This window comes from Sphingomonas cavernae (genome assembly GCF_003590775.1).
GTDB classification, from domain to species: domain Bacteria; phylum Pseudomonadota; class Alphaproteobacteria; order Sphingomonadales; family Sphingomonadaceae; genus Sphingobium_A; species Sphingobium_A cavernae.
In genome coordinates, this window is the sequence record NZ_QYUM01000002.1 from 789,754 (window position 1) to 815,893 (window position 26,140).

General features: G+C 63.1%; 20 protein-coding genes and 1 tRNA gene. 12 read left to right on the forward strand and 9 right to left on the reverse strand.

The features are described 5' to 3' along the window. Positions 1-16: 16 nt before the first annotated feature. A complete protein-coding gene (locus tag D3876_RS03920) occupies positions 17-1,402 on the reverse strand; it encodes a helix-turn-helix domain-containing protein (protein WP_119759757.1) in 1,386 nt (461 codons plus the stop codon). A 169-nt stretch (positions 1,403-1,571) separates the two neighbouring features. Between D3876_RS03920 and D3876_RS03925 the strand changes: the two genes are divergently transcribed. After that, complete coding sequence (locus tag D3876_RS03925) at positions 1,572-3,173, forward strand: isocitrate lyase (RefSeq protein WP_119761009.1); 1,602 nt, start codon at positions 1,572-1,574, stop codon at positions 3,171-3,173. A 459-nt stretch (positions 3,174-3,632) separates the two neighbouring features. Here D3876_RS03925 and D3876_RS03930 read toward each other — a convergent pair whose 3' ends face one another. Together D3876_RS03930 and D3876_RS03935 are read right to left on the reverse strand one after the other, a co-directional pair. After that, a complete protein-coding gene (locus D3876_RS03930) occupies positions 3,633-4,274 on the reverse strand; it encodes an NADAR family protein (RefSeq protein WP_119759758.1) in 642 nt (213 codons plus the stop codon). 5 nt (positions 4,275-4,279) lie between these two features. Further along, positions 4,280-5,263, reverse strand: a complete 984-nt coding sequence (locus D3876_RS03935) for a phosphoribosyltransferase-like protein (protein WP_147417579.1) — start codon at positions 5,261-5,263, stop codon at positions 4,280-4,282. Positions 5,264-5,506: 243 nt separating this feature from the next. Between D3876_RS03935 and D3876_RS03940 the strand changes: the two genes are divergently transcribed. The 3 genes from D3876_RS03940 to D3876_RS03950 all read left to right on the forward strand — a co-directional run bounded on the left by D3876_RS03940 (position 5,507) and on the right by D3876_RS03950 (position 9,729). Next, positions 5,507-7,282, forward strand: coding sequence for a tetratricopeptide repeat protein (locus D3876_RS03940; RefSeq protein ID WP_119759760.1), 1,776 nt, complete (start codon positions 5,507-5,509; stop codon positions 7,280-7,282). A 369-nt stretch (positions 7,283-7,651) separates the two neighbouring features. Then, positions 7,652-8,422, forward strand: coding sequence for a transglutaminase-like cysteine peptidase (locus tag D3876_RS03945; protein ID WP_182911860.1), 771 nt, complete (start codon positions 7,652-7,654; stop codon positions 8,420-8,422). Between the two features lie 92 nt (positions 8,423-8,514). Beyond that, complete coding sequence (locus D3876_RS03950; protein WP_119761011.1) at positions 8,515-9,729, forward strand: glycosyltransferase family 4 protein; 1,215 nt, start codon at positions 8,515-8,517, stop codon at positions 9,727-9,729. Here the strand turns inward: D3876_RS03950 and D3876_RS03955 are convergent. From D3876_RS03955 to D3876_RS03970, 4 genes are all read right to left on the reverse strand, one after another. Further along, on the reverse strand, positions 9,719-11,026 hold the full coding sequence (locus tag D3876_RS03955) for an amidohydrolase (protein WP_119759762.1): 1,308 nt from the start codon (positions 11,024-11,026) through the stop codon (positions 9,719-9,721). The two genes, D3876_RS03950 and D3876_RS03955, sit on opposite strands and share 11 nt — an antisense overlap. 23 nt (positions 11,027-11,049) lie before the next feature. Further along, positions 11,050-11,691, reverse strand: a complete 642-nt coding sequence (locus D3876_RS03960; RefSeq protein ID WP_119759763.1) for a DUF4893 domain-containing protein — start codon at positions 11,689-11,691, stop codon at positions 11,050-11,052. Between the two features lie 151 nt (positions 11,692-11,842). Further along, on the reverse strand, positions 11,843-12,628 hold the full coding sequence (locus D3876_RS03965; RefSeq protein WP_119759764.1) for a 3-hydroxybutyrate dehydrogenase: 786 nt from the start codon (positions 12,626-12,628) through the stop codon (positions 11,843-11,845). A gap of 167 nt (positions 12,629-12,795) precedes the next feature. Next, positions 12,796-13,938: a DUF3734 domain-containing protein gene (locus D3876_RS03970; protein ID WP_119759765.1), complete on the reverse strand. Its 1,143-nt coding sequence runs from the start codon at positions 13,936-13,938 to the stop codon at positions 12,796-12,798. A gap of 104 nt (positions 13,939-14,042) precedes the next feature. On the opposite strand from D3876_RS03970, the gene ypfJ reads away from it, so the two are divergent. Further along, on the forward strand, positions 14,043-14,912 hold the full coding sequence (gene ypfJ / locus D3876_RS03975) for a KPN_02809 family neutral zinc metallopeptidase (RefSeq protein ID WP_119759766.1): 870 nt from the start codon (positions 14,043-14,045) through the stop codon (positions 14,910-14,912). Positions 14,913-14,940: 28 nt separating this feature from the next. Here the strand turns inward: ypfJ and D3876_RS03980 are convergent, their stop codons facing one another. Continuing rightward, a complete protein-coding gene (locus D3876_RS03980; protein ID WP_119759767.1) occupies positions 14,941-15,930 on the reverse strand; it encodes an NADP-dependent oxidoreductase in 990 nt (329 codons plus the stop codon). A 169-nt stretch (positions 15,931-16,099) separates the two neighbouring features. Between D3876_RS03980 and D3876_RS03985 the strand changes: the two genes are divergently transcribed. The 5 genes from D3876_RS03985 to D3876_RS04005 all read left to right on the forward strand — a co-directional run bounded on the left by D3876_RS03985 (position 16,100) and on the right by D3876_RS04005 (position 20,081). Then, positions 16,100-16,175, forward strand: a tRNA-Ala gene (locus D3876_RS03985). 908 nt (positions 16,176-17,083) lie between these two features. Next, complete coding sequence (locus tag D3876_RS03990; RefSeq protein ID WP_182911862.1) at positions 17,084-17,539, forward strand: papain-like cysteine protease family protein; 456 nt, start codon at positions 17,084-17,086, stop codon at positions 17,537-17,539. Positions 17,540-17,550: 11 nt separating this feature from the next. Next, a complete protein-coding gene (locus D3876_RS03995; protein ID WP_119759769.1) occupies positions 17,551-18,153 on the forward strand; it encodes a hypothetical protein in 603 nt (200 codons plus the stop codon). A 344-nt stretch (positions 18,154-18,497) separates the two neighbouring features. Further along, the gene (locus D3876_RS04000) at positions 18,498-19,649 is read left to right on the forward strand and encodes a hypothetical protein (protein WP_147417580.1); all 1,152 of its coding nucleotides are present in this window, start codon (positions 18,498-18,500) and stop codon (positions 19,647-19,649) included. A gap of 6 nt (positions 19,650-19,655) precedes the next feature. Continuing rightward, a complete protein-coding gene (locus D3876_RS04005; protein ID WP_119759771.1) occupies positions 19,656-20,081 on the forward strand; it encodes a hypothetical protein in 426 nt (141 codons plus the stop codon). Between the two features lie 183 nt (positions 20,082-20,264). On the opposite strand, the gene D3876_RS04010 is transcribed toward D3876_RS04005, so the two are convergent. Next, entirely contained in the window at positions 20,265-22,571 is a 2,307-nt protein-coding gene (locus D3876_RS04010; protein ID WP_182911863.1) for a DNA/RNA non-specific endonuclease, read from the reverse strand. A 1,035-nt stretch (positions 22,572-23,606) separates the two neighbouring features. Here D3876_RS04010 and D3876_RS04020 point away from each other — a divergent pair. After that, the gene (locus tag D3876_RS04020) at positions 23,607-23,933 is read left to right on the forward strand and encodes a hypothetical protein (RefSeq protein ID WP_119759774.1); all 327 of its coding nucleotides are present in this window, start codon (positions 23,607-23,609) and stop codon (positions 23,931-23,933) included. A 27-nt stretch (positions 23,934-23,960) separates the two neighbouring features. Then, on the forward strand, positions 23,961-25,967 hold the full coding sequence (locus D3876_RS20370) for a hypothetical protein (RefSeq protein ID WP_182911866.1): 2,007 nt from the start codon (positions 23,961-23,963) through the stop codon (positions 25,965-25,967). The last annotated feature ends 173 nt before the right edge of the window (positions 25,968-26,140 follow it).

Consider the following 26,140-nt stretch of genomic DNA (forward strand, 5'->3'; position numbering starts at 1 on the left):
GAAGCGGAGGATCTTTTCAATCGCCCGCGAAGCTGAAGGGTGAGAGACCCCGTTCGCGTTCATTGACGAGCATGGCGCGCCCCGCGGGGGGCGCCGAGCGTTGGGGGCAATCCTGGCGCGTGCAGACACGGCAGCCGAGGCCGATCGGGGTCGCCTCTCCGCTGAGGTCAATGCCGCGCGCGACCGCAAGCGTGCCCGAGAGCGACGCCGCGACGCCCAGCCCGATCGCGAATTCGGCGGTGATGCGGCCATAGCGACCACCCTGGGGCTGGACGGTCCGCGCGAGCGTGAACCAGCGTGTGCCATCCTCCAGCGCGACGAGCTGGCGCATCAGTCGCCCGGGCCGGTCGAACGCCGCGTGCAGCACCCAGAGCGGGCAGCGCCCGTCGGATTCGACGATCGGCGCGGCGCTTGCGCCCTCGTAGCGCTTGGACACCTGCCCCGCACGGTCGATGCGCATCATGAAGAAGGGCAGCCCGCGCGCGCCGACGCGCTGGAGCGTGGTGAGGCGGTGCGCGACCTGCTCGAAGCCCGCGCCGAAACGGCGCTGGAGCAGCTCGACATCATAGCCCGTGGCCTCGCACGCACGCAGGAAGCGCGCATAAGGCATCATCAGCGCGGCGGCGAAATAGCTGAGCAGATGGCGGCGATAGAGACGCTCGGCGACGCGGTCGGTAAAGCCCGCCCCCTTCACCAGCGCGTCGATTTCGGTGCGCGCCTCGTTCTGCGCGAGCTGATAGCCCGCCGCGAAGGCGCGCGACGCGGGATCGAGCATTTCGGACAGTTGCAACTGGCGCGCGTGCAGATCCAGGCGACGCAACCGATCGGGCATGACGTCGACGGGCAGGATCCGGATCGAGAGCTGGTGGCGCGTGCGCAGCCGCTCGGCGATTGCGCCATACAGGTCGCCCGCACCGAGGCGCAGTTCGTCGGCAAGCGACTCGGCCTGCGCGTCGAGATCCGCGAAATGGTTGCGCCAGCGCGCGATCTCGCGCCGGACAAGGCCTATACTGTCGACCTCGTCCGTCGCTGTTGCGCCGCCCGCGCGGAGCCGGTCGAACACGCGCGCAAAGGCCTCGGCCGTGGCCGGCGCAGCGGCGAGCCATTCGTCGATCTCGGCGCGGTCGACCTCGAGGTCGCCGAACATCGGATCGGCCAGTCGCCGCCGGAGCGCGGCCGCGCCCCCGCCCGGCTCGTCGGCGGAGAGGCTGCGCGGATCGAAATCGAACTGCTCGGCGAGCCGCAGCAACAGCGTCGCCGAAAGCGGTCGCTGGTTGCGCTCGATCAGGTTGAGATAGCTGGCCGAGATGTCGAGCATCTCCGCCATCGCGGCCTGGGTGAGCCCACCCCTGCGCCTGAGGCGCCTGACCGCATGACCCGCGAAAAGCTTCTGTTCAGCCATAAGCCGGATCTTGTCAATATACCTACAAATTGACAAGATATTTCCCGAAAACGCGCACCGCAACACATGAAAAACGACAAATTTCGCTCGCACCAGCGCCGTCGCGTTGTCAATTCTTGATCAGAGGCAGCGCCAAGCTGCACGATCAAAGGCGATGAAAGAGCGGACCATGCCCTACCAGGACGATATCAACCAGATCGAGCAACTTATCCGGTCCAAGAACGGGACGTGGGACGGCATCGGCGCGGAGGGCGCTGTGCGCATGCGGCTGCAGAATCGCTTCCGCACCGGGCTCGATATCGCGCGCTATACCGCGAAGATCATGCGGGAGGACATGGCGGCCTATGACAGGGATCCGGCCAACTACACCCAGTCGCTGGGCTGCTGGCACGGCTTCATTGCGCAGCAGAAGATGATCTCGATCAAGAAGCATTTCGGGACGACCAAGCGCAAATATCTTTATCTCTCGGGTTGGATGGTCGCGGCACTGCGCAGCGAATTCGGTCCGTTGCCCGATCAGTCGATGCACGAGAAGACGAGCGTCCCCGCGCTGATCGAGGAACTCTACACGTTCCTGCGCCAAGCCGATTCGCGCGAACTCAACCTGCTGTTCCGCGAGCTCGACGCGGCGCGCGAGGCTGACGACAAGGCGAAGGAAACCGAGACGCTCGGCAAGATCGAGAATTTCGAGACGCATGTCGTCCCCGTCATCGCGGATATCGACGCGGGCTTCGGCAATGCCGAGGCGACCTATCTGCTCGCGAAGAAGATGATCGAGGCGGGCGCCTGCGCGTTGCAGATCGAGAATCAGGTTTCGGACGAGAAGCAGTGCGGCCACCAGGACGGCAAGGTCACCGTGCCGCACGAGGACTTCCTCGCCAAGGTCCGCGCCTGCCGCTACGCCTTCCTCGAACTGGGCGTCGAGGACGGGATCATCGTCACGCGCACCGACTCGCTGGGCGCCGGCCTCACCAAGCAGATCGCGGTTTCGAAGGAGCCGGGCGATCTCGGCGACCAGTATAACAGCTTCCTCGACTGCGAGGAGATCGACCCCGCGACCGCACGCAACGGCGACGTCATCATCAACCGCGACGGCAAGCTGATGCGGCCCAAGCGGCTGCCCAGCAACCTTTTCCAGTTCCGACCCGGCACGGGCGAAGACCGCTGCGTGCTCGACAGCATTGCAAGCCTGCAGAACGGCGCAGACCTGCTGTGGATCGAAACCGAGAAGCCGCATATCGAGCAGATTGCGGGGATGATGGACCGTATCCGCGAAGTCGTCCCCAACGCGAAGCTGGTCTACAATAACTCGCCCTCGTTCAACTGGACGCTCAACTTCCGCCAGCAGGTCTATGACGCCTGGGAGAAGGAAGGCCGTGACGTCTCTGCCTATGAGCGCAGCAACCTGATGGCGGCCGCCTATGACGAGAGCGAACTCTCTGCCGAGGCCGACGAGAAGATCCGCACCTTCCAGCGCGACGCCGCGAAGCGCGCGGGCATCTTCCACCACCTGATCACGCTGCCGACCTATCACACCGCGGCGCTCAGCACCGACAATCTCGCGAAGGAGTATTTCGGCGAGCAGGGCATGCTCGGCTATGTCGCGGGGGTCCAGCGCAAGGAGATCCGCCAGGGCATCGCCTGCGTGAAGCACCAGAACATGTCGGGATCGGACATCGGCGACGACCACAAGGAGTATTTTGCCGGAGAGGCCGCATTGAAGGCGGGCGGCAAGGACAACACGATGAACCAGTTCAGTCAGGCAGCCTGAAAGGCCTGAGACGGCGCATCGCCGGCTCCCTTCGGGATACGACCCATCCCGCCCCCTTGCCGGTGATGCGCCCATTTTTTGAATGCTGAACCCCGGCCTGCGCCGGGGCTGCGGATCGACCCCAAGCCGATCCCTGATTTCCTGGGGAGGAAAGCGCGCCCGTCGGTGGGAAACCACCGGCGGGCGTTGTTGCGAAACGGCAAGCGGGAATGGCGGGTTGGCGCCCAAAATTTGTCGCTCGGGCGGTCCTCGCCCCGTCCTGAAAGCTGCCCCTCGTTGAGGTGCACGATGGTGAGCGGCTAATTAGATGCGGCGTTTCGCAATCAGGCACCGCTCGGCCAGCATGTGATCGAGAGGATCAACGCGGATGCGCCTTTGCCGAATGCGCAAACCTTCTGGTTGCTGTTCGGCCGCCAAATCGACCCGAGCGACGACCGCTCGGGCAACGTTAGGGCTCCCTTAGAGAAAGGCGTGCTGCGCCGGTCCCTCATCGTCGCTCCGCACCAAAGCGACTTCTTGCTGCCGCGGTGACATGATCATGGGAATTGGTTCGCCGAGCAGGAGGAAGTTTCGGATTTGAAGTGGAGGGATGCTGCGGAGCGCTTCCGGGTCTTCCTGCAATTTCCTGCGGAGATCCATGAGTAGGCGCCCAAGCACGTTCTGCCCGTTCAGCGTATCCGCATCCTGCGGCATCGCGCCCCAATAGCCGTCCTTCCGCGAGTCCTCGACGATGGGGCGGTCACCGGTGGATAGCAGCAACTCAGAAAATTTGCGCCAGTTATAGACCAGCTTCACGCGCAGGCACCATTTCATCACCTTGACCCGGACGTCATCCCAATCGGGCCGAGAATCCTTGCGGAAGGGCTTGGACCGCATCTTTGCCGTCATCGGGCTGCCTTCGCTGAGGATCATCTTCTGAACCTCTGGCAAGTGCGGAAAGCGGCACGCCTGATAGAGCGCCTCGGAGGTGCGGATCCGGTGCCCAAGCACGACAATGGGGAAGCCGGGGGCCATATTCGAAAGGCCGCCAAACTCCTCGGTTGTCTTCCGGAACCGGACGACATCCTTGGTATGGTATGTTCGAATTTGCGTCTCGCTCATGGGCCTCAGTTTGTTTTGCGTGGAAAGAGTGGATACCACGGATCGCCCGCCCAGAATACCAACGGTGCGTTGTTCGGGCAGTTCCGATAAGTGACGATCGTGGACCCGAACCCGAGGGATTCGAACAGCATGTTCCCCAGCGGTCGCATAAAATCATTGAGGTGTGGGCACATGCCTCGCACACGAACGCCGGCGACAAGAAACTCCTGCTCCAGCAGATGACGACTAGGCTCCCCGGAAAATATGCCGATGGGGCTTTTGCCGCCCACCGTCCGGATGATCGGCGCTTGTTTCAGTCCCGCCACATAAGCTTGTGCCGCTGGATCGGCGGGAATGGCAGTGGGACGCAGCACGTCGGAATTGTTGATTGCCGATTTGCGGTCCTCGAACGACGCGGCGCGCCACCAGCTCAAGTCCATCGTCTTGCCGGCCGCCTTGGCTGCTTCCAGGATTTTGTTCCCCGAATACCATTCGCCAAGCTTGTGCGCACCAATGACCAAAACCGCGAGCTTGGCCTTTGCGGGGGCTGCTCCGGTAACCCACTTTACGAGGTCTGATCGAATTCGACCGCCTGAGAAAAGGGCATCATCCAAATACAAGTACGTATGGGGTGTGACCCCGCACGATGTCAGTGCGAGCCCGCACTGCCGTTGAAGCGATTCCGCCAGAAGTGCGATCATGTCCTTCTGGCTGTTTCCGGCTGTCTGCAGGTTCAAAACCTTGACGCCCTGCCAGAATTGACAGGGGTTCGGGCCTGCGAAATTGGCGTTGGTGACGATGCTGTCGATGAAGGTTTGGACTTTGGCGCGCGTGAAATAGGTCCAGCGAAAGACGTGTAACAGTTCCGTGAGAATAGGATCACGCACCCCTGCGGGGAATTGGCTTATCCAACGATCGACATGCGCGGCATCCGGCGTCTGTATCTCTCCCGTCCGATAGTCGGCGATCATGCCCGCTAGCGCGGCGCGCAAGTTAGGTGTGCTAGCCATTACTTCCTCCCCAGACTGGCATTCCTAGCGCGATCCGAGCAGCCCGTCACTAAGCGTCCGAAATGGATGGATTATCCCTCCATGCAGCCTGCAAACGGTAACTATTGCAGGGGATCTTCCTAAAACCTGCCGGACGACAAGCGGCCCACCTCCTGCCCCGCCACCCAGCGCGTATTTGACCGGGTGAACTGCCCCGCCCTGTTATGCTACGGTCCGCGCCTCGCGCCAGGGAGGAGACGCGTCATGATCAGTTTCGCGAAGCCGATATTGCTCGCCGTTGCGGCGACCGCGCTGATGGGGGTCGCCCCCGCGCCGCCGCCATCGCCGCAGTTGCTCGAACTGCTCGATCCTACCCGGACGATGCGTAACCTCTGCGGCAGCAGCCGCGAGGCAGGCAAGATACTGCGCCAGCGCCTGCAATTCGCGGCGGCCTGGCAGGCGCAGCAGGCGGGATCCGGCGGCGCGATGCCGCTGCTGACCGGCCTGGGCGGCACGCACTTCACGATCACGACGCGCGATCCGATGGCACAGCGTTATTTCGATCAGGGGCTGATGCTCGCCTACGGCTTCAACCATCACGGCGCGATCGGCGCCTTTCGCGCGGCGCAGCGGCGCGATCCGCAATGCGCGATGTGCTTCTGGGGAGAGGCGCTCGCTTATGGCCCCAATATCAATGCGCCGATGGATGCGGCGAGCCTTGTCCCAACGATGACGGCGCTGCGGCGCGCGACCGCGCTCCAGGCGGGAGCTACGCCCGTCGAACAGGCGCTGATCGACGCACTCGGCGCGCGCTATTCCGTCGCGAAAGCCGCCGACCGCGCCGAGCTTGACATGGCCTATGCAGACGCGATGCTAAAGGTCGCGGCGCGCTTTCCCGAGCATGACGACGCCGCGATCCTTGCCGCCGAGGCGGTGATGGACACGAGCCCCTGGAACTATTGGGAAGCCGACGGGCGCACGCCCAAGGGGAAAATCGGCGAGGCGGTGACGCTGATCGAGCGTGTGATGGCGCGCAATCCCGCGCACGCGCAGGCGGCGCATGTCTATATCCATCTGGTGGAAGCGAGCGACGCGAAGCGCGCAGAGGCGGCCGCCGACCGGCTGGCCCGGCCGCTTGTCCCTGCGGCGGGCCATCTCGTCCACATGCCCAGCCATATCTATTATGTGCTTGGCCGTTTCGACGATTCGATCCGCGTCAACATTGATGCGGTGCGCGCCGATGAGGCCTGGCTCAAGGCGTCGGGCGACAAGGGCATTTATCGCTACGGATACTATCCGCACAATGTGCATTTCCTCGTCACCTCGGCGCAGATGCTGGGCGACATGAAGACCGCGATCACCGAAGCGCGGCGGTTGCGGGCGCTGCTCGACCCCGACGTCTCGGCGTCGATCGCGTGGATCCAGGCTATCGATGCCGCGCCCTATCAGGCCTATGCGCAATTCGCCGCGCCCGAGGAAATACTGGCGCTGCCCGCGCCCGATCCGCGGCTGCCCTATGTAACCGCGATGCGGCACTATGCGCGCGCGGTCGCCTATGCCCAGCAGCGCGACGATGCGCGCGCCAACGCAGAGATCGCCGCAATCGGCAAGCTCCGCACCACCAATGATTTCGCCGGCGAAATCGCGCAAGGCATGCCCGCGCCTGATCTGCTGCAGCTCGCGGAACTCGTCGCGCAAGGCCGGCTTTCCTATGCGCATGGCCGCTATGCCGAGGCGGCGAAGCATTACCGGGACGCCATCGCGGTCGAGGACAAGCTCACCTATATGGAACCGCCCTGGTGGTACTACCCCGTCCACCAGTCGCTGGGCGCGGCGCTGTTGCGCGCGGGCGATCGCGAAGGTGCGCGTCAGGCGTTCATGACGGCGCTGGCGAAATCGCCCGACAACGCCTGGGCGCTCTACGGTCTGATGACCGCACAGCAGGCGCTTGGCCAGACCACCGAAGCCGCCGCCACGCGCGCCGCGCATCTGCGGCGGTGGCGCGGGCATGACGGCTGGCTGTCGATCGACCGGCTGTAGACGTTTGATCTGAGCCCTCTCCCGCCTTCGCGGGAGAGGCAATGGAGACTTGGCCGCCTGCGGCCTAGTCGCAGTCGGTGAGGGTCTTTTGCTCGTTTTTAGCCTCTTGAGCGAATACAGGCGAGAGAAGAAGACCCTCACCCAACCCTCTCCCGCGAAGGCGGGAGAGGGCTCAAGCCAATGTCCGCTCGCCACGCCATAGCGGACGCCACCCCCCACGCCGCGGCGAGCGCGCTGCCTGACTCAAATAAGCACCATTTCGTCGAATGCTGCTGGCTTTCGGCTGCGTAACGATGTTGGATGTGCCTGCGGGGAGCGTACATAAGACGCCCGCAAAAGGTCGCACACAGCCCCGGGGCACTTTTGGGTTTGGGTCGTTCATTCGTCATTGCAGCCTTGCTGCTTGCCGGCCCGTCGCGCGCCATCGCCGAGCCGATCGATGTCGTGCCTGATGGCGCTTCACCCTGCGCGCGTCCGGCCGATGCGGCATCGGTATCGCTGCCCGGCAGCGGCCTCGTCATAGCGCTTCCCCGGGACAATTGTGCCGAGACACCCCAACCACCCGCCAGACCGCGCGGCCCCGACATTTTCGGTTCGGTGGCGCTCGCGATATCGTCGACCCCGCTTGATAAACGCTGGCAGGCGGCGCGTGGCGAACAGTTGCTCGCCGAAGGGCCCTGGGCGACGATGCTGCAAAGCGCGGCAGGCCGGGATCGCAGCGCGCAGATCCGTCTGGTCAACGGCTGGGTCAACAGCCATCTGGGCTTTGCGGATGATGTGGATCGCGACGAATGGGCGTCGGCGACGCGCGCCTTTGCACGCGGACGCGGCGACTGCGAGGATTTCGCGATCGCCAAGCTGCAACTGCTCGAGAGCCTGGGCGTAGCCGGCGACGATCTGTATCTGGTGATCGTCCGCGACGAACCGCGCGGCGCCGACCATGCGGTGCTCGCCGTCCGCGACGGCGCAAGCCTCGCCGTGCTCGACAGCAGGTCCGACCGGATCTTGGGATCCGACGAGGACGCGGGCTACCGTCCGATCCTGAGCTACAGCACCAGTTTTGCATGGACGCACGGCTATGCGAGCGGCGCTGCCGGAGGCGGCTCGAGACGCGACAACAGGGTCGCGACGCCGCACTGAAGCCTATGCCGAAAGAGATAGTCGGTTAGCCCCAATGCGCTCAAGAATCTGCGGTTCTATATGGCATGATCGCTGCATCGGGGTGGGAAGACATGGCTAGCATTCAGACCGGGCATACCCGGCCAGGAGAGGACTCGAATCGCCGCGCGCGCGCGACGGATCGCACAAAGGCGCGACGCGGCGGGATCATCTTCGTCCTTCCAGGGCTTGGCGCGGGCGGCGCAGAACGCGTCGTCAACATCATCGCCAACGAGCTTGCCGCGCGCGGTCGCACGGTCAGCGTCATCGCCTTCGAAGAGCCCGATGCGCCGTCCTATTATGACTATGCGGCGGGTGTCTCGCTGGTCCGGCTCGGCCTGCCCGCGCGACGTCAGCCATGGCCGTTCGGCGGCCTTGCCAGCGTAGCGCGTGTGGTGCGCCTGCGTCGCGCGATGGCCACGATCGAGCCGGATAGCGTCGTCAGCTTTCTGACGCGCACCAATGTGCTGGCGTTGCTGGCGACGATCGGCACGGACATTCCCGTCATTGTCTCCGAGCGAAACAATCCGCGGCTTCAGGATTTCGGGCACGTCTGGGGCTGGCTCAGGGCGCGTGTCTACCGCCGAGCCTTCGGGCTGGTGACGATGACGCAGGGCGCGATGGACTGTTTTCCGCCCGCGATGCGCCGGCGGCAGTGGATCATCCCCAATCCCGCGATGACGGCCGCGCACGTCCCGGTTTCGGGCGACACGACAAAATGGCTGGTCGCCGTGGGTCGGCTGGTGCCCCAAAAGGGATTCGATCTGCTGTTGCAAACCTTTGCGCGCATCGCACCCGCCTTTCCCGATTGGGAACTGGTGATCTGGGGCGAAGGCCCCGAACGCGGTGCGCTGGAAGCCACGGCGCGCGAGCTCGACATTGACCGCCGCGTGCTGCTGCCCGGCGTTTCGGCCAATCCCGGCGCCTGGATGGCGCTGGGCGACCTGTTCGTGATGTCCTCGCGCTTCGAGGGCTGGGGAAATGCGCTGCTCGAGGCGCTTGCCGCAGGGATGCCCGCCATCGCGTTCGATTGCCCCTGGGGCCCGGGCCAGATGATCGAGCACGGCGTCAACGGCATGCTCGTTCCTTCGGACAATGTGGAGGCGATGGCCCAGGGGCTCGCCGCGTTGATGCGCGATCCCGCGCTGCGCGCGCGGCTTGGCGACACCGCGCGCCAGTCCATGGGGAAATTCGCGACCGCCAATGTGGTCACCGCATGGGAGGCGGTGATCGATGAATCGATCGCGGCGCGATCAGACTACACCGCTCGACGTCCTGTTACTTCCTGAGCGTCGCGAGCGCCGCTGCGGTCATCGCCTCGGTGGCGGTTGCGATCACCGCATCGGCGTCGGGCGCCCAGAACGGCGAATGGAGCGAGGGCAGTCTGGCCGCGTCGCCCCCCGCCTTGTCCCACGCCGCCTTTGGCACGCCGCCGACCCAGAAGATCAGGCTCTGGATCGACTTGTCCGCCAGATAATAGCGGCTGAAATCCTCGCCCCCCATGACCGCGGGTGTGTCGATCACCCGATCCTTGCCGAAACGTGCGGTGAAGAGCGTCTTCATCTGGCCCGATAGCGGTTCAGTGTTGAAGGTGGAGGGGGTGAACTCGTCCTTCACCGTCACTTGCGGCATCCGGTCCTCGGGCACGCCCGCCGCGATCGCTTCGCCCTTCGCGATGCGCGCAATGCCGTCGAGCAGCATCTGGCGCGTCTCGGGCGAATAGCTGCGCACCGTGAGCAGCAGCCGCGCCTCGTCGGGGATGATGTTGTGCTTGGCGCCCGCCTGGAAGCTGCCAACGGTCACCACCGCCGAATCCTGCGGATCGAGCTCGCGCGCGACGAGCGTCTGCAGCGCGGTCACGATGCGCGAGGCGAGCACGATCGGATCTTTGGTCGTGTTGGGATAGGCGCCATGCCCGCCAACCCCCTTCACCACCACGTCGACCGAATCGACATTGGCGAGCGCATAGCCCGAGCGGATGCCGATCACGCCCGCGGGGATGCCTGCCGCATCGTGGAAGCCGATCACCGTCTGCGGTTTGGGAAAGCGCGTATAGAGCCCGTCGGCGAGCATCGCCGCCGCACCCGAGCCGATCTCCTCGGCAGGCTGGGCATAGAGCACGAGCGTGCCCGCCCACTGGTCCTTCATCGCGGCCATTCGGCGCGCGGTGCCGATCAGCGCGGTCATGTGCGTATCATGCCCGCAGGCATGCATGATCGGCGTCGCCAGCCCCTCGCGCGTCTTGCCCTGCGCCTTGCTGGCAAAGGGCAGCCCGGTCTGTTCGGGTACCGGCAGCCCATCCATGTCGGCGCGCAGCGCAAGTACCGGTCCGGCGCCGTTCTTCATGACCGCGACCACGCCCGTCTTGCCGACCTTCTCGGTCACGGCGAAGCCGAGTTTCCTGAACTCGGCGGCGAGCTTGGCGGCGGTCTTCACCTCCTCGAAGCTCAGTTCGGGATTGGCGTGGAGGTCGCGGTAGATCGTCATCAGCGACGCCATGTCCCCGGTCACCGCATCGCGCACCGGCTCGGCGGCGGCGGGGGTGGCAAAGAGCACGGGCAACAGGGTCAGCAGCAGACGACGCATCAACATATCTCCTTGTGAGGCTTTCAGGCGGCGGACACGGGGACAAGTTCGATCACGTCCATCACCGATTCGAAGCGCGGATAGGGCAGGATCATCCGCCAGCGTGCGGGGCCGATACGTTCAATCGCGCCCGCCATGTCGCGATCGGCGTCGCGGCCATAGTCGATCGCACGCCGTTCATCGCCCAGCATCATCGTGCCGAGGAAGATCTGGCGCTGCGTGTCATTGTCGAAGATCAGCCCCACGGGGCGCTGCGAGCCGCTCATCTTGGCGAAGCTCGAAACCTCGCCCTCGTCCTCGACGCGGCAGGCAAAGGCGGGATAGCGCGTGAACGCCCCCATCCCCGCGCGCGCCGCACCCAGCTTGATGACGCGGCAGCGATAGTCGCCCTTGGGGATCTCCACGCCCGCAAGCGCGGCATCGGGATCGAGCAACGCGCCCTCGGTCGCAATTTCAGCGGAATGCCCTGCCGCGCGCGCCTGGCCGAGCGCCTGGGTGAAGGCAGTTCGCCACTGGCCGATGCGTTTGCGGTCTTCAGCGGTCGCGACAACGCGCCAGTTTGCGGCGGCGGGCGCAGAGAGCGTCACAGGGCCGGGCGATGGATCAGCCGCCGCACAACCGGCAAGCGGCAACGTCAAAAGCAATACCCTCAGTCCCAGACCCATGCGCGACCATTCTGTTTATGCCGGGCGCGACGATAGCAGGAGCGTTCGGGTTTGAAAGCCTAAAGCAGCGCCCCGTTCGGGGTGGCTGCCTTGGCCCTTGGGATCGCGTCGCCGTTGCCGAAAACCGGAAGCCACTTTTCGGCGCGACGCTTCATTGCGCGGTCCAGCCGCCATCGACGGGGAGATTGGCGCCGGTGATCCCCGCGGCCTCGTCGCGGCACAGGAAAAGCGCGAGCGCGGCGACCTGTTCGACGGTCACGAACTGCTTTGTCGGCTGCGCGTCGAGCAGCACATCGTTGATCACCTGCTCGCGCGTGAGCCCGCGCGTCTTCATCGTGTCGGGGATCTGCTTCTCGACGAGCGGCGTCCAGACATAGCCCGGGCTGATCGCGTTGACGGTGATGCCGTGCGTCGCGACCTCGAGCGCCACCGTCTTGGTGAGGCCGACGAGCCCGTGTTTCGCCGCGACATAGGCCGACTTGTTGGGGCTGGCGACGAGCGAGTGCGCCGACGCGGTCGAGATGATCCGGCCCCAGCCCTTTTCCTTCATGTGCGAAACCGCGTGGTGCATCATGTGGAAGGCCGAGGAGAGGTTGATCGCCAGAATCGCGTTCCATTTCTCGACCGGAAAATCCTCGATCGCGGCCACATGCTGGATGCCCGCATTGTTGACGATGATGTCGGGTCCGCCGAGTTTGTCATGGCACTCGGCCACCATCGTGGCGATCGCGTCGCCATCGGTCATGTCGGCGGCCGAATAGAGCGCCTTCGCGCCGCTTGAGGCCTCAAGCCCCGCACGCTCCTTCTCGATGTCGGCGGCATCGCCAAAGCCGTTGATCATCACGCTCGCGCCCTCGGCGGCGAACGCCTTGGCATAGGCGAGCCCGATGCCCGAGGTCGAGCCGGTGACGATCGCGGTCTTGCTCTTGAGGAACATGAAATACGCCTTTCCTTTTGACCCCCTCTCCCGCCTTCGCGGGAGAGGGTTGGGGTGAGGGTCTTCTTCTTTCTACCTTTCGGGCAACCCGCAAGAAGGAGAAGAAGACCCTCACCCTCCCGCTTCGCGGGGCCCTCCCTCTCCCGCGAAGGCGGGAGAGGGCTATTTCATCGTGATGTCAGGTCGAATGCGGCGGTCTTGCCGTCGATAATGTTGGTGGCGAGGAGCCCCGCCTTGGAGATCGCGCCGCAGACCGCGGCCTGTCCCGCGGCCCAGTGCTCGTCCATCGTGCGCGCGGAAAATTCATAGTCGCGCGCGCCGCCCTCCCACGCGTTGGCACGGTAGATCAGGTGGACGAGGTTGACCGCATGCTCGCGCGAAAGCTCGGCCAGCTTCTTAACGTCGGGATCGTCGAGCAGATCGTCCGGCAGTTTTTCGAGCACGGTGCGGATCACCTCGCGCTCCTTGCGCAGCCGCATGAGCTGGTTCGAAACCTGTCGCGTGCGGCTGGAAAAGCGGATCTCCTTCTCGCGCGCCATCACGTCCATGATCGTGCGCGGGCGCTCATCGATCGAGGAGAAGAGATCGATCTGGAAGACGAGCGTGTCCGCGCTCTGGTTGTCGAGCACGTGCGCGAGCGGGGTGTTGGAGACGAGGCCGCCGTCCCACCACCATTTTCCGTCGATCTCGACGGGAGGCAGCCCCGGCGGGAGCGCGCCCGAAGCCATGACGTGGCGCGCGTCGATGCGTTCGCTGCGATTGTCGAAATAGTGGAAATTGCCGCTCTCGACCTCGACCGCACCCACCGAGAAGCGCATCGGCCCGTCGTTGAGCAGATCCCAGTCGACAAGCTCGTTCAACGTGCCCTCGAGCATCGCGCTGTCATAGAAGCTCGTCGCTTCGCACGAACCGGGGGCGGCGAGCATCGGCGGGATCGGGCGCGGCGCGAAGAAGCCGGGGACACCGAAGGTCGCGACGAAGCCCGCCGACCATTCATGGATGAATTCGCGGACCTGATCATTGTGCCAGACGGGAAAGCTCGGCAGCGTCGAGGTGACCGTGTTCCAGAAGGCGCGCAGCCGCTCGACGCGGCGTTCCTCGGGATTGCCCGCGATCAGCGCAGCATTGACCGCACCGATCGAGATGCCCGCAACCCAGTCTATCTCGATGCCCGTTTCGGCAAGCGATTCGTAGACCCCCGCCTGATAGCTGCCCAGCGCACCGCCGCCCTGCAGCACGAGCGCCACCTCGTCCGGAAGCGGCAATGCGGCGTTCTTGGCCTGACGAGGTCGTGGATCGGAGCGAGCCATGATTGTGCAGTGCAATATCAGAATGCGGCTGCGAGATAAATCGTTCCATTGCCGCGGCTTTGAATTTGGGCCATCACTTCGGGGCAACAGGCGGGAGCGACGCGATGCGGCTCGACGACGAACAGGAAAGCAGCAACATCGAAGTCCAGGGGCGTTCGCGCGGCGGCTTCGGCATGCCCGGCGGCGGATTGCGGCTTGGCGGCGGCAAGCTCGGCTGCGGCACGATCGTCATCCTGCTGATCGCGATGTTCGTGTTCAAGATCGATCCGACGCAGTTGATCGAGGGCACCGGAGGCCCCGCACCGAGCGAGCAGACCGCGCCGGCCACGCCCGGCACGGCCGCGACGCTCACTGATATCCAGAGCACCGCCGCAAAGGTGCTGGGCTCAACCGAACGTCGCTGGACCGACATCTTCGCGAAACACGGCAAGCGCTATCCCGCACCTACGATGGTCTTCTACGATCAGGCTGGCATGTCGGGCTGCGGCGCGGCGCAATCGGCGATGGGCCCCTTCTACTGCCCGGCCGACAAGAAGATCTACATCGACACGACCTTCTTCCAGGAGCTCGAGCAGAAGTTCAACGCGCCGGGCGACTTTCCGCTCGCCTATGTGATCGCGCATGAGGTGGGCCACCATATCCAGACGATCGACGGCACCGCCGATCAGGTCCGCCAGGCTCAGTCACGCGCCAGCCGCGCCGAGGGCAATCAGCTTCAGGTAGCGATGGAACTGCAGGCCGACTGCTATGCCGGCGTCTGGGCAGCGAACGACGTCAACCTGCTCGAGCCCGGCGATATCGAGGAAGGGCTGGGCGCCGCGCAGGCAATCGGCGACGACACGCTGCAAAAGGCGGCGGGCCAGCGCCCCGTGCCCGAGAGCTTCACGCATGGCAGCGCGCAGCAGCGCATGGCGTGGCTCAAGCGCGGGCTCGACGGCGGCGATCCCGCGAAGTGTGACACTTTCGCGGGGTGACACCAGTCGGGATCACCCCGCAAGAAGATCAGAGTTTCACCAGCATCTTGCCCGTATTGCCTCCCGAAAAGAGGCCGAAGAACGCGTCAGGCATCGCGTCGAGCCCTTCATGCACGGTCTCGCGCGACTGCATCTTGCCGCCCGCGACCCAGCCGCCCATCTCCTGATGGAATTCGCCCATATGCTGGATATAGTCGGTAAAGATGAAGCCCTGCATGCGGATGCGCGCGGGGATGGTGCGGATGATATATTTCATCTCCTGCGGCTTGCCGTCATTGTAGACGTCGATCATTCCGCAGATCGCGAAGCGCGCCCAGTCGCGCGCGAGCGCAAAGGCTGCGTCGAGATGCTCGCCGCCGACATTGTCGAAATAGACGTCGACACCCTTGGGCGCCGCCTCGGCAAGCTGCTTGAGCACCGGACCTGCCTTGTAGTCGACACAGGCATCGGCGCCGAGCTCCTTGACCCAAGCGCATTTGTCCGCACCGCCCGCCGAGCCGATCACCGTCATGCCCTTGTTCTTCGCGATCTGGACAACCGCCGAACCGACCGCGCCCGCCGCCGCCGAGACGAAGACGATGTCGCCCGCTTTGGCTTCGGCGACCTTCAATAGCCCGAAATAGGCGGTGGCGCCCGTCAGGCCGAGATTGCCGAGCCAGGTCTCGAGCGGGACGCCCATATCGGGGAGCTTTTGCGGCATCGATTCGGCGCCGATCACCGCTTCGTCGCGCCAGCCCGCCATGTGCATGACCTTGTCGCCGACCGAAAAGCCCGGATTGTTGCTCTCGATCACCTCACCAACCGCGCCGCCCTGCATCGGCTCGCCAAGCTGGAAGGGCGGGACATAGCTCTTCACGTCGTTCATCCGGCCGCGCATATAGGGATCGACCGAAAGCCAGAGGTTGCGCACGCGCACCTGCCCCTCGCCAAGCGGCGCCGCGGACAGGTCCCTGATCTCGAAATTGTCGAGCGTGGGCATTCCGGTGGGGCGCGATTTCAGGTGCCAGGCGCGGGCCATGTCTCTCTCCATATCTATCGCGGGCCGCGGGATCGCGACTCCATTGCAATCGGTTTTAACCAGAAACTGATCGCGTGGCCAAGCCATGCAAAAGAGTCGTGCGAGACCGTTGCATCGCGCCGGGAGTATCGCTATTGGGAGCCTCCCGCGCGCGAGCGCGGGCCGGGGCGGGGCTGTAGCTCAGATGGGAGAGCGCTGCAATCGCACTGCAGAGGTCAGGGGTTCGATTCCCCTCAGCTCCACCAGCCCTAAATCAAGCTTTTCAACGTGTTTTAGGCGTGTATCACAGCCGTCGGGAAGGCAAGGACGATCACATAGCCATCTTCGCTGCACGGACTGTATCTGCAGCAGATGGCACACTGCGGCGCGCCGGCGTGATGGAGATCGAACAAGCTGGTTGGTTCCCCCTAGATCAGCTACCGGCTTCAGTTTCGGCCGCTACCAGTCGCCGGATCGCTGAATACCAACAGGGTCTCACAGGAGTTGGTGGCTGGTAGCCGCTATGCCACCTTCGCCTCTCGCAAGCTGTCGGACCGCTAACCACGACTTAGCGACCACCTTAGGACTTCAAGCGGCGGACTCGGGCGGTGCCTGCCCTTACCGCAATTATGAGGGCAATGGCGGGCGTCCATCCATGATGGCGTCGGAAGCGCTCGATCAAATCGCACATGCCGCAGGTCACCGACCAGGTCTTCTCAATGCTGGCCTGGTTGCTGGGGGGATCAGTCCGTCCCTGCCATGCCGAACAGTCCGCTGGTGCCGAAAAGTGCAACCATTCGAACTGAACCGAAGAAGCTGTGTCCGTGACAAGGGATTGCATACAAATATCAAATTTTTCCGTACGCAATTTTACATCCATTACGGATTATTATCTTAGAGAGCCGACTGGACAACAACGCCGGACCAGTGAGTATCTCCCGCCAGATACGGTCGCAAACCATGTTGTGCGCGTGGCATCCCCACATCAACGGCTCCTTTCGGGTTTCCATTAATCAGTCGGCAAAGGTGAATTTTGCTGCATAGGCACGTGGACACCCCGAGGATCAGGCCAACAAGACGGATTGGGAGCACTATGGCGATAGGTGTTCAGCGGCGCATTCCTTTGCCCAACTTGAGGTTGCCCGGCACTTTGTCGCCCCCCGGGGCATCTGTCGTGCCCTATGTCTCGCAATCCGAAACCAACTGGTGCTGGGCGGCCTGCGGGGAGATGATCATGCAGCCGCGCGGCATCGGGCAAACGCAATGCAGCCTTGCCTCGGCCCAGTTCGCATTGACCTGCTGCCCAAGTCCAGGCGCGCCCAATGGCTGCAACAAGGGGTGTTGGCCCGATCTATGCTACCCGAGCCATGGCCTACCAACCAAGCGCACGACATCGCAGCTTTCGCAGCCATTTGTCAGCAGCGAACTTGCCAAGGGCCGCCCTGTTCAGGTGTGCTATCAATGGGCCGGATCACGATCTACGCATGTCGCCCTGATCGTTGACGAATATCCGAACGGCGATTTTGAGGTCCATGATCCCTGGTCAGGCTATGGCCGCGGCCGCCGCCAATTTTCGCAGATCCAGGCGGCTTACGGCCTGGGAACATGGATCCAAAGCTTCACATTCTGAAGGGGATTCCGATGGTAAGCGCTCCGCAACTTTCGCCTGAGATCCTGCAGAACATCGCCAACCAGATTGCCGAACGCCTTCCCATATCCTCCGAGCTTGCTGCTCCCGGTGCCAGCGGTGGCCTCGGCGAGAGTCTTCGCGTTGCCCTGCTTCCTGAGGATCGCCTGCTGACGGGTAGTGGCGCCCTTTCCGAGCGCATTGTCGAGACCGGCCAGTGGCATCATCAGATCCATTCGGACAATCAGGTGCCGACTTTTGCGCGGTCAATTGAAGCGCCGGACGCGCCCGGCGCGCCGGCCGAGGTCGTGGAAGTGGTGGATTCACCGCTTTCAGAAGAGCTGAACCGGGCCATCGCCTGGGCCGATGCGAATGTGCCTCAGGACGGTGAAGCCCAGGTGATCATGGCGCCCTCGCATTTCTTCACCGGGCTCTGGCTGTACGGACCGACGATCGACGCGATCATACCCGCATCATCGGCCTCGAGCATTCCGGGTCTCGCACCTGAGACTCTGGTGCCGGCTGACGTGTTTCTCGAGATACTCGCCAGAACGCCATCGGTCCAAGGGCTAGGATTGCGCGGCGACGAGGAAGAGCCCTTCGAGGCCGGCGCATGAAAGAGGCGGTCATCGCCGCCGGGCTGATCACCCTGTCGTGGCTTCCGGGATGTACGGCAAGTCTGGTCGCGGAACCGCTTGATGAGGCAGGCGGGCGCGAAGGCATTGGCTATGTCCTTCCCTTCACCCAATGGGATGTCGAGCTGAGCTGGCGCCTCGATTATTGCGCAGATCAGGTCGATCCGACAGCCCAGGGCGGCAAGGATTCCACGATCGCGCTCAAGATCCAGGCCATGGCCGTAAGCGCCGACGACAAGAGCCTCGCATTCACGATCAATCCCCAGGATCTGCAGACGGCGACCGGCGTCACGACCTTTACGGCAAAATGGCATGACGGTCGGAACATGCTGTCGTCGATCGGCGCTTCGGTCGACGACCAATCCGCCAAGATCCTCGGAAACATTGCCGAGACCTTTGTAAGTCTCGCTACGGGTCCCTTGGCACCAGGAGAGCCCGGTGCAGTCCCTCGCGCAACGATCTTCTGCGACCCGAAGGCGAAGGAGAATCTGGACGCAGCCAAGAGGGCCAAGGCGACGCTTGAGGTGCACACCGAAGCGCTGAAGGCTGCCACGGAAAAATATGCGGGATTGAACGACAAGGCGCTGAAACTCGCCCTTGCCATTGATGAGCGAACCAAGTCGGAATTCAGCGAAGCCTATGATGCCCTCATCAATGCACAGATGGCACAGGCCCAGACCCAAGAGGCCTTCACCACCGCACTCAAGGCCATCAGCCACACGCGAAGGATTAAATGGCCCGAGGCGAGCGACATCTTCAGCGGCGGACCGATCACGCCCGATGACGCGAAGATCAATCCGTGGTTCGGAGACGTCAAGCCCGTCAACCATACCGTATATCTGCAGATCGAGCGCTCCGGCAGTTTCGGTCGCACACCCGCAAGATTGAATCTGATGCCAGCCCAACCGGGCGAAACACGTCCCGCGGAGGTTGCGGCGGAGCCGCCTGCCCGCTTGCCGGACAGCAAGATCAGGGGGTTGCGGTATCGCATGCCGGCCCAGGGTCGTCTCATCGCATGTTCACGTTCGCCTTGCATATCTGACGAGCGCGACGCGACATTGGCGACGTTTGAGGGGCCAGTGACGCAACTGGGCTATGTCAACGTGCTACCTTTTCGAAGCCGCGCGTTCGGCAGCAATTCGTTCAACGCCGAGTTTGCGGTCGATGGCAGCCTCAAGTCGGTCGGCTATGAGCAAAAGACCGCACCCGCCGAATCCCTGTCCGGCGCAATAGCGAGCAGCGCCACGAAAATTGCAGGCGCCCTCGATCCCACCGCACGCCTTGGTCGAGAAACCGCGTATCTGAAGGCATTGAAGGAGCGTCGCGACGCCTATGAGACGCTGCAATTGAAGGCGGAAGATCCCTTCGCCAGCGAGACAAGCGCCTTGGGCGCGGAAACCGCGTTGATCAATGCACGCATTGCCAATTTGCAGGCCCTGATTGCACTTGAGGAGCTGCGCGCCACGCAATCGGAGTAGTAAGCCATGACCGACAAGCCTGAAGCGACTAAGATTCCCCGCTATTCGTTGCTCGCCGGAAGCGTCATTCTGCTCGTTTTCGCTCTCCTCGTCTGGATCATGATGACACAGGGAATGCAGCTTGAAGAAAATCAACAATATCGTTGGGATCGCCTTCTTCTCATTTTCAATGCCGTCGAGACGATGGCCGTCGCAGCGGCCGGCGTGTTGCTCGGCACGACCGTGCAACAAGGGCGCGTCGCCGCCGCCGAGGCGCGGGCGGCTGATGCGCAAACCGATGCAAAGTCGGCGTCAGTCACCGCCGCAAAAGCGACGTCCAAACTCGAGGCCGCCCGCCGCATTAGTGAAGGCGTTGATCCGCCGGGAGCAGGCAGGGACAATGCCGAGATCATCGCGGCGATAAACAATTTGAAGGCGGTGCTTTCCGACTAAATCTGCTCCAGGGCGCACTGTCGAGGCACCACAGCGACACACTAGCTGGGTGGAGCCCGGCTCGATTTAAGAGCAGACTCGGTCGGGTCGCGATCACGACCAACGGGCATCACGCGCAATATGGCGCTACCACGAAGGGCTGACGACGACTATGGCAGCGAGGATAGGGCCGGCGCGCGCGAGCTATGCACGCTTGCGACGGCGTGCTGGTGCGAGGCTGATCGCATCGACGCTATCGATCCGCTCTTCTCCCTGCCCCTTTCGGACATCGGCGTCGCGTACCGCCTTGCCGAAATCGAGGTTGGTAGCCGCCTCGACCGCGGCCACGGTCGAGAGGAAGTCGCCAACCTTGTCGAGTTCGTCCTCGTCCATATAGGCTTCAGACGCGTCCAGCGCCTCACCAGCGCTGAACAGGGCTTCGGGCCAGACCTCGATAACCTGGCTCTGGTCGGCGATCATCGCCAGCGACTGAAGCTTGCCATGGTCAACCCAAACGGTGATCTTGAAGAAGCGGGCGGGCACACGCACACCCCGATAGTCGCGGTCATTGTCTGCGAAGATCGGCCCGGTGAAGGATGTGACCCGCTGCTTCTCGGCAACGGCATTGCGCAAGACATAGTTCTCGACCGCGCGCCAGAGCTGGCCACGACCGGTGCCCGGCTTGGTTGGCGTGGCCGTGCCTTGATTGAAGAAGCCGACCTGCGGACAACAATTGGTCCAGTGGAAGCTGTCCTCTTCCGCCTGGAGCGCGATCGCATCGTCGCCCCAGCAAGGATCGAGTCGCCGCACCAGATGCCCCTTCTGAAACATTCGGGCTATCCTGCGTTTGTCATCGGGATCTGGCAAACCCGGCACAAGCTGCTTCGCATAGAATGTGTCGCCCGTATATTCGTTTGCGCCGATCCGGCTGTCGCGACGCCAGCTATCGGCCTCGGCGTCGCTCGCCATCGCTTCGAGCCCGGCACTGTCCGGATCGAGCGGTGTCACGCGCTTGGTCTGGCGATCGATGCTCTTTGCACTGTTCCCATCGATATTGCAGGCGGTGAAGAAGGCGAGCTTGCGCCTTGCGTTCATCACGACACTGAAATGACGATATTTCAGCTCGTGGGGATTATCCCCCGCCTCGGCGATCTGGTTGGGCGCCGCCTGGTCGGAGACATCCTCACCAAGATTTGGCAGCGGGATATCGAAGTCGGGAAGGAATCCGCGCTTGTAGCCGCCGCGGTCGCGGTAGCGCTCGGCAGTGCTCAGTTCGCCGGACACTGCGGCGTCGACAATGGCCTTGGCCGGCCCTGCGGGGATTGGCGGCGTCGCGGCCAGCGCCGGAATCTGGACGGAGATTTCCAGCGGAACGGTCCAGGACACGCGCCCCAACTCATCGATCCGCGGAGCATGCGCGGTCGGCCTGCACGCGTGCGCCTCGTCATTCGGCTCCAGCTTCATCGGATTAGCCTCGGGCTGCTCGCCCATGTCGAGGGCCGCGACGACGCGCTCGCGGACAGCCGCGGGCATGCCGGGTAGTCGCGCGCGCAAATCCGCGACGATCGCACTGATGCGAATACCCTCGTTTATGTCGACCCGCGCCGGCGTTCCGTCGTCGCCGAACACTTCGCGCCAGGGACCGCCCCAATGGTGGAGCGCGATCGGGCGCCATTCGCTGTTGAAGACGGGGCTTCCAGAGGAACCAGGCTCGGTATCGGCGACATAGTGCAGCGCGTTGGAATATCGACCGACCAGCCGGTTCTCGCGTAGTACGACTTCCTTGAACCGCCCGCTCGGATGCTGGACGACATTGGCAAACTCGCCAAGCATATGCTTGTCGCCGGCGCTCGACAGTCCACTCCATCCGAAGGTTTCGAGCGGCAATGTGCCCTGAATGCGGTCGCCGACCGCGACGATTGTATAGTCAAGTCCGTCCTGACTGTCGGGATCGGTCACGAACACGCTCGAATCGACCAGGAAACGGGTGACAGATCGGCGGTTGCCAACAAGGTCGAGCTCATAGTCAAAGTCGATCGCGAGCTGGCGCGCAAACTCGGCCGAAGGAATGACATGGTGGTTGGTCAGGAAGAGGCCGTTGCCGATGAGAAAGCCGGTTCCTAGCGGAGTCTCGTTCTGAAAGGATACGCGGCCGACCGATCTTGCGATCCGCGCTCCCTTCTCGAGGAAGCTTGCATTGACGAAGTCGACGGTGTCGCCCCAGATCTTCTCGGCGCCGCCGGTGCTTGGCAAAACCGCCTTGGTAAAGGCGATCTCCGCAGCTTCTGCCGTCGGACGCGGGGCTGCCGTCATGGCACGGATCGTCGCGTCGACCACTTCTGCCTCGCGCTGCGTGATATGCGCCTTGCTCTGAAGCCGCGCGACGCGTCGATCAGCATCGGGTTCGGCCGCCAGCGGATTGCCTTGGCTTGCCGCCTTCATCGAACGGATGATCTCGTCGTGATTGGAGCGCAAGCGCGCCTTGACGGCTTCGATGGACGTCGGCTTCATCGACTTCCTCCCCATTTCCAGTGCATGGCAGCAATCGAACGCCACAGGTTGTGAAGGTCAGCCGCGCGTTAACCTTCTGACCGGCACATCCCCGGTGCCAGTATTGGAGCGTCTTGCGGCCTGCGCCATTGACGCATCACAATGGTCGACTGGACAATCACCGAAAATTGCTCCGAAATGGATAGGTTTTGCGCCACCTGCAGATCAATGTCGGATCGCGTCCGACTGCGGCTTGATCAGCAACCAATCACGGCTCGCGGGCGATTCCACATGCATCGGCCCAGCGCTTCTCCGCTTGCTCGCAAAACCTCATCATGCACTGCAATGCCATTTGTCAAAAATTTCTCATATTTTTTGATAAACGATCAAATAAAACAATCCGAAATGGATATAATCCTTCGCCATGGTCTCACGATGCAAAATATACATGAATCAAATAACTTCATTTGGAATTCGATGATATTGAAATCAATCTTAGTAGTGATACGTATTTTTCTCCATCTGACTCAAATTGCACGAATCATATTTATTGCATATCGTCCATACACTTTAAATATGACGAATGAGACCTCGCAGAACTCAGGTTCTGAGCAGCAATGCTGATTTTTTCGATCGCCATATTTATCCTTTTCCGTTGACGGAGGCGCACATGGAGCCGGCAGGGTCAGGTCCTTTCCAGACGCCAGATGGTGCTCATTCGTTGGTCTCGCCCGAAGGCGTCCCTCCGGGCGGTCCCGGTTATGGGGCCGCGACTGCAACATTACCGGATGTTGCGCCTGAAGGCATGGCGATAGGATCATCCGCATATTTTGGTGGTGGCTCGGCGAATTCAGGCATTTTGGCGGTTGGCGAGCCGCCGGGATCTGCGGGCTATTTCGGAGCGGGCATCGCCACTGTGTCGGGCGATGCAGCCTATCCTGCGGACCCCATGGCGATTGGCGTGTCGCCTGGTGGCGAGGGCTATGACAAGCCGGTCGCCTCACAAGGCGAGCCGGCGCGCAAGCCCGCCCGAAAATCAGGGGAATCGACCACGAGTTGACCGTCTATTCAACATGGAGGCCGCTGGCGATGCCGGAATGGCTTGTGCTTCTGGATGATGCTGAAAATAGGCCCGAGGGCGTGAAAATCGTGGCGCAATCAGGCCGGGTGGCAGTGTGCCAAGTACCAGCCGCTGCTCCCGCCCCCTGCGGTGCGATCGATCCCGATGCGCTGCCGTCGGAGCTCACGGACGGCGAAAGGCTGTTTATCGAAGGTTGGCGTGCGCGCGCGTCGAAGGACCCGAAGACTAGGAAGGGAGAAGGTTTGCCCTGGGATGCGCCAGGCTACCAGCCTCCCGACCTGCCGCCGCGCCGCAAGCCGTGAACACCGTTGAATATCGAGGAGGCCATTATGGCAGGCGATATCGAAATCCGTGAATCGTTGGTCGTTGCCGACAAGGCCGCCCCATCGACTATGCCAGGTGCCGAAGCATATCCCTCGGTGCCCGGCCGCATTCTCCATGAATATGGCGAGCGGGTCCTGATCACGGCGGATGCTGGCGCTGCCAGACCAATGGCGGCTCCAACGGCTGCCGAGGCCGTGACTGACCTTTCCGAAGTCGAGCGTTACGGCAGGGACGCCTTCCTGCTGCGCAGCAGCGCGGAGTTCATCCGCGCAAAAGCCAACCGCCCGAACGATGGCCAGCCCTGGAACATGGCCGGTTGCCATCATCCAATTGCACCGGCCGATGAGGCAGCCGCGCCAGGCCCCGAGGCGGCGGCGCCTCCTGGCGCGCCGGGACCGACATCGGCATATCTTGAAGGTCGCGTGGCGGTGGGCGTCGTTATCGTGGACGGCCCAACTGCGGATCTCCAGTTCACCCAGGCCGAACGAACCCAGGTCGTCGCCGAGGTGCAGAACGGTCTTAGTTGGCTCGCGGCACAGAACGCTTCGGCGGGCATCACCTGGGTTTATGATATCCGGAATGTCTCGATTTCAACGCAGCCCGACCCGGGTGCGGCTGATCTCGAGGCACTTTGGCGCGATCCTGTCATGGCGGAACTTGGCTATGCGGCCTCCTGGGCGAGCGTTGGTCAATATATCGAGGATAATCGGACGCGTCTCCGCACACGGTGGACCTATTGCGTATTCTTCACCAAATATCAGCTCGGCTGGTTCGCCTATGCTTCGATCGGGGGTCCTCGGATCGTGATGCAATATGCGAATGACGGCTGGGGTCCGGACAATATCGATCGGGTCTTTACCCACGAGACCGGCCATATCTTCGGCGCTCCCGACGAATATGCGAGTTCGGGGTGCAACTGCGCCGGGAACTGGGGTCGGTTCGGCCAACCGAATGTAAACTGCCAGAACTGCGCGCCAAGTGGCGGCGTCGATTGCCTGATGAAGGGCAACAGTTGGACGATGTGCGAGCGCACGCCCGCACATCTCGGCTGGTTGAGCGCATTCCCGCCCGCGCGCGGAACGCCGCAGCTCCTTCAAAGCCGGTTTGGCGCCAAGGGAAATTTCGAGTTTGTGGTTCCGGATGCCTCAACCGGCATCCGCTTCAGCTGGCGCAACAACGACGATCCAAACCTATTATGGGCCGGTACGCTGCGCTTCGGTGATGGCTTGGGCGCAGTTGACTCGCTGAGCATGATACAGTCAAACTTTGGCAGTCCAGGCAATCTTGAACTGATCGCACGATCGGGCGACCGCCTGTGGTTTTTCTGGCGCGACAGCGGGCCGGGCTTCCGCTGGAGTGGGCCCTTTCCACTATTTTCCGGCGCGCGTGGCAATCCAGCGCTGATCCAGGGGCGCTTTGGCTCAAAGGGCAATTTCGAGCTGGTCGCCCCTGCGGTCGGCGGCGGCATCTGGTTTGCCTGGCGCAACAATGATGTCGGCAATCTGCCCTGGTCCGTTCCCGTCCGGTTTGGCGCCCGCGCCGGTCTGGTCGACGCGTTGACCATGGTCCAGTCGAATTTCGGGAGTCCGGGCAACCTCGAGCTGGTCAGCCGCACGGGTACGCAGCTCCACTTCTTCTGGCGCGATAGCGGTCCCGCGTTCAATTGGAACGGTCCCTTCCCTCTCTTTGGTGGCGCGCGCGGCAATCCCGTTCTTGTCCAGAGCCGCTTCGGCACCAAGGGCAATTTCGAGCTCGTCTACCCCGCAAGCGATGGCGGAATCTGGTTTGCCTGGCGCAACAACGATTCCGGAAGTCTACCTTGGTCCGCACCAATCAAGTTCGCCACGTCGATCGGCATGGTGGACGAGATCACGATGATACAGTCGAACTTCGGCAGTCCCGGCAATCTTGAGCTCATTGCCAGAACAGGTAGCCGCCTGTGGTTCTTCTGGCGCGACAGTGGTCCAGGATTCCAGTGGAACGGGCCCTTCGAGCTGCGCACAGCGCCGTGAGCACGCAATATTGGACAGTCGTCGTCGAGCGACCGAAAATTCATGGCTTGCGTGATTTTCGCTGACGTTCGCAACGGCACCGGCGCATTCATGGAATGCGCAGGGGGTCATATGAAGGTCGCCGCCACGGCATGGACGCTGATAGGCGCCAGTTCGCTGTCGTCTGCAGGCCC

Excerpts from the sequence above, each read along its gene's own strand:
- D3876_RS03920 (WP_119759757.1), bottom strand. The coding sequence starts at position 1,402 with ATGGCTGAACAGAAGCTTTTCGCGGGTCATGCGGTCAGGCGCCTCAGG.
- D3876_RS03925 (WP_119761009.1), top strand. The coding sequence starts at position 1,572 with ATGCCCTACCAGGACGATATCAACCAGATCGAGCAACTTATCCGGTCC.
- D3876_RS03930 (WP_119759758.1), bottom strand. The coding sequence starts at position 4,274 with ATGAGCGAGACGCAAATTCGAACATACCATACCAAGGATGTCGTCCGG.
- D3876_RS03935 (WP_147417579.1), bottom strand. The coding sequence starts at position 5,263 with ATGGCTAGCACACCTAACTTGCGCGCCGCGCTAGCGGGCATGATCGCC.
- D3876_RS03940 (WP_119759760.1), top strand. The coding sequence starts at position 5,507 with ATGATCAGTTTCGCGAAGCCGATATTGCTCGCCGTTGCGGCGACCGCG.
- D3876_RS03950 (WP_119761011.1), top strand. The coding sequence starts at position 8,515 with ATGGCTAGCATTCAGACCGGGCATACCCGGCCAGGAGAGGACTCGAAT.
- D3876_RS03955 (WP_119759762.1), bottom strand. The coding sequence starts at position 11,026 with ATGCGTCGTCTGCTGCTGACCCTGTTGCCCGTGCTCTTTGCCACCCCC.
- D3876_RS03960 (WP_119759763.1), bottom strand. The coding sequence starts at position 11,691 with ATGGGTCTGGGACTGAGGGTATTGCTTTTGACGTTGCCGCTTGCCGGT.
- D3876_RS03965 (WP_119759764.1), bottom strand. The coding sequence starts at position 12,628 with ATGTTCCTCAAGAGCAAGACCGCGATCGTCACCGGCTCGACCTCGGGC.
- D3876_RS03970 (WP_119759765.1), bottom strand. The coding sequence starts at position 13,938 with ATGGCTCGCTCCGATCCACGACCTCGTCAGGCCAAGAACGCCGCATTG.
- ypfJ (WP_119759766.1), top strand. The coding sequence starts at position 14,043 with ATGCGGCTCGACGACGAACAGGAAAGCAGCAACATCGAAGTCCAGGGG.
- D3876_RS03980 (WP_119759767.1), bottom strand. The coding sequence starts at position 15,930 with ATGGCCCGCGCCTGGCACCTGAAATCGCGCCCCACCGGAATGCCCACG.
- D3876_RS03995 (WP_119759769.1), top strand. The coding sequence starts at position 17,551 with ATGGTAAGCGCTCCGCAACTTTCGCCTGAGATCCTGCAGAACATCGCC.
- D3876_RS04000 (WP_147417580.1), top strand. The coding sequence starts at position 18,498 with ATGCTGTCGTCGATCGGCGCTTCGGTCGACGACCAATCCGCCAAGATC.
- D3876_RS04005 (WP_119759771.1), top strand. The coding sequence starts at position 19,656 with ATGACCGACAAGCCTGAAGCGACTAAGATTCCCCGCTATTCGTTGCTC.
- D3876_RS04010 (WP_182911863.1), bottom strand. The coding sequence starts at position 22,571 with ATGAAGCCGACGTCCATCGAAGCCGTCAAGGCGCGCTTGCGCTCCAAT.
- D3876_RS20370 (WP_182911866.1), top strand. The coding sequence starts at position 23,961 with ATGGCAGGCGATATCGAAATCCGTGAATCGTTGGTCGTTGCCGACAAG.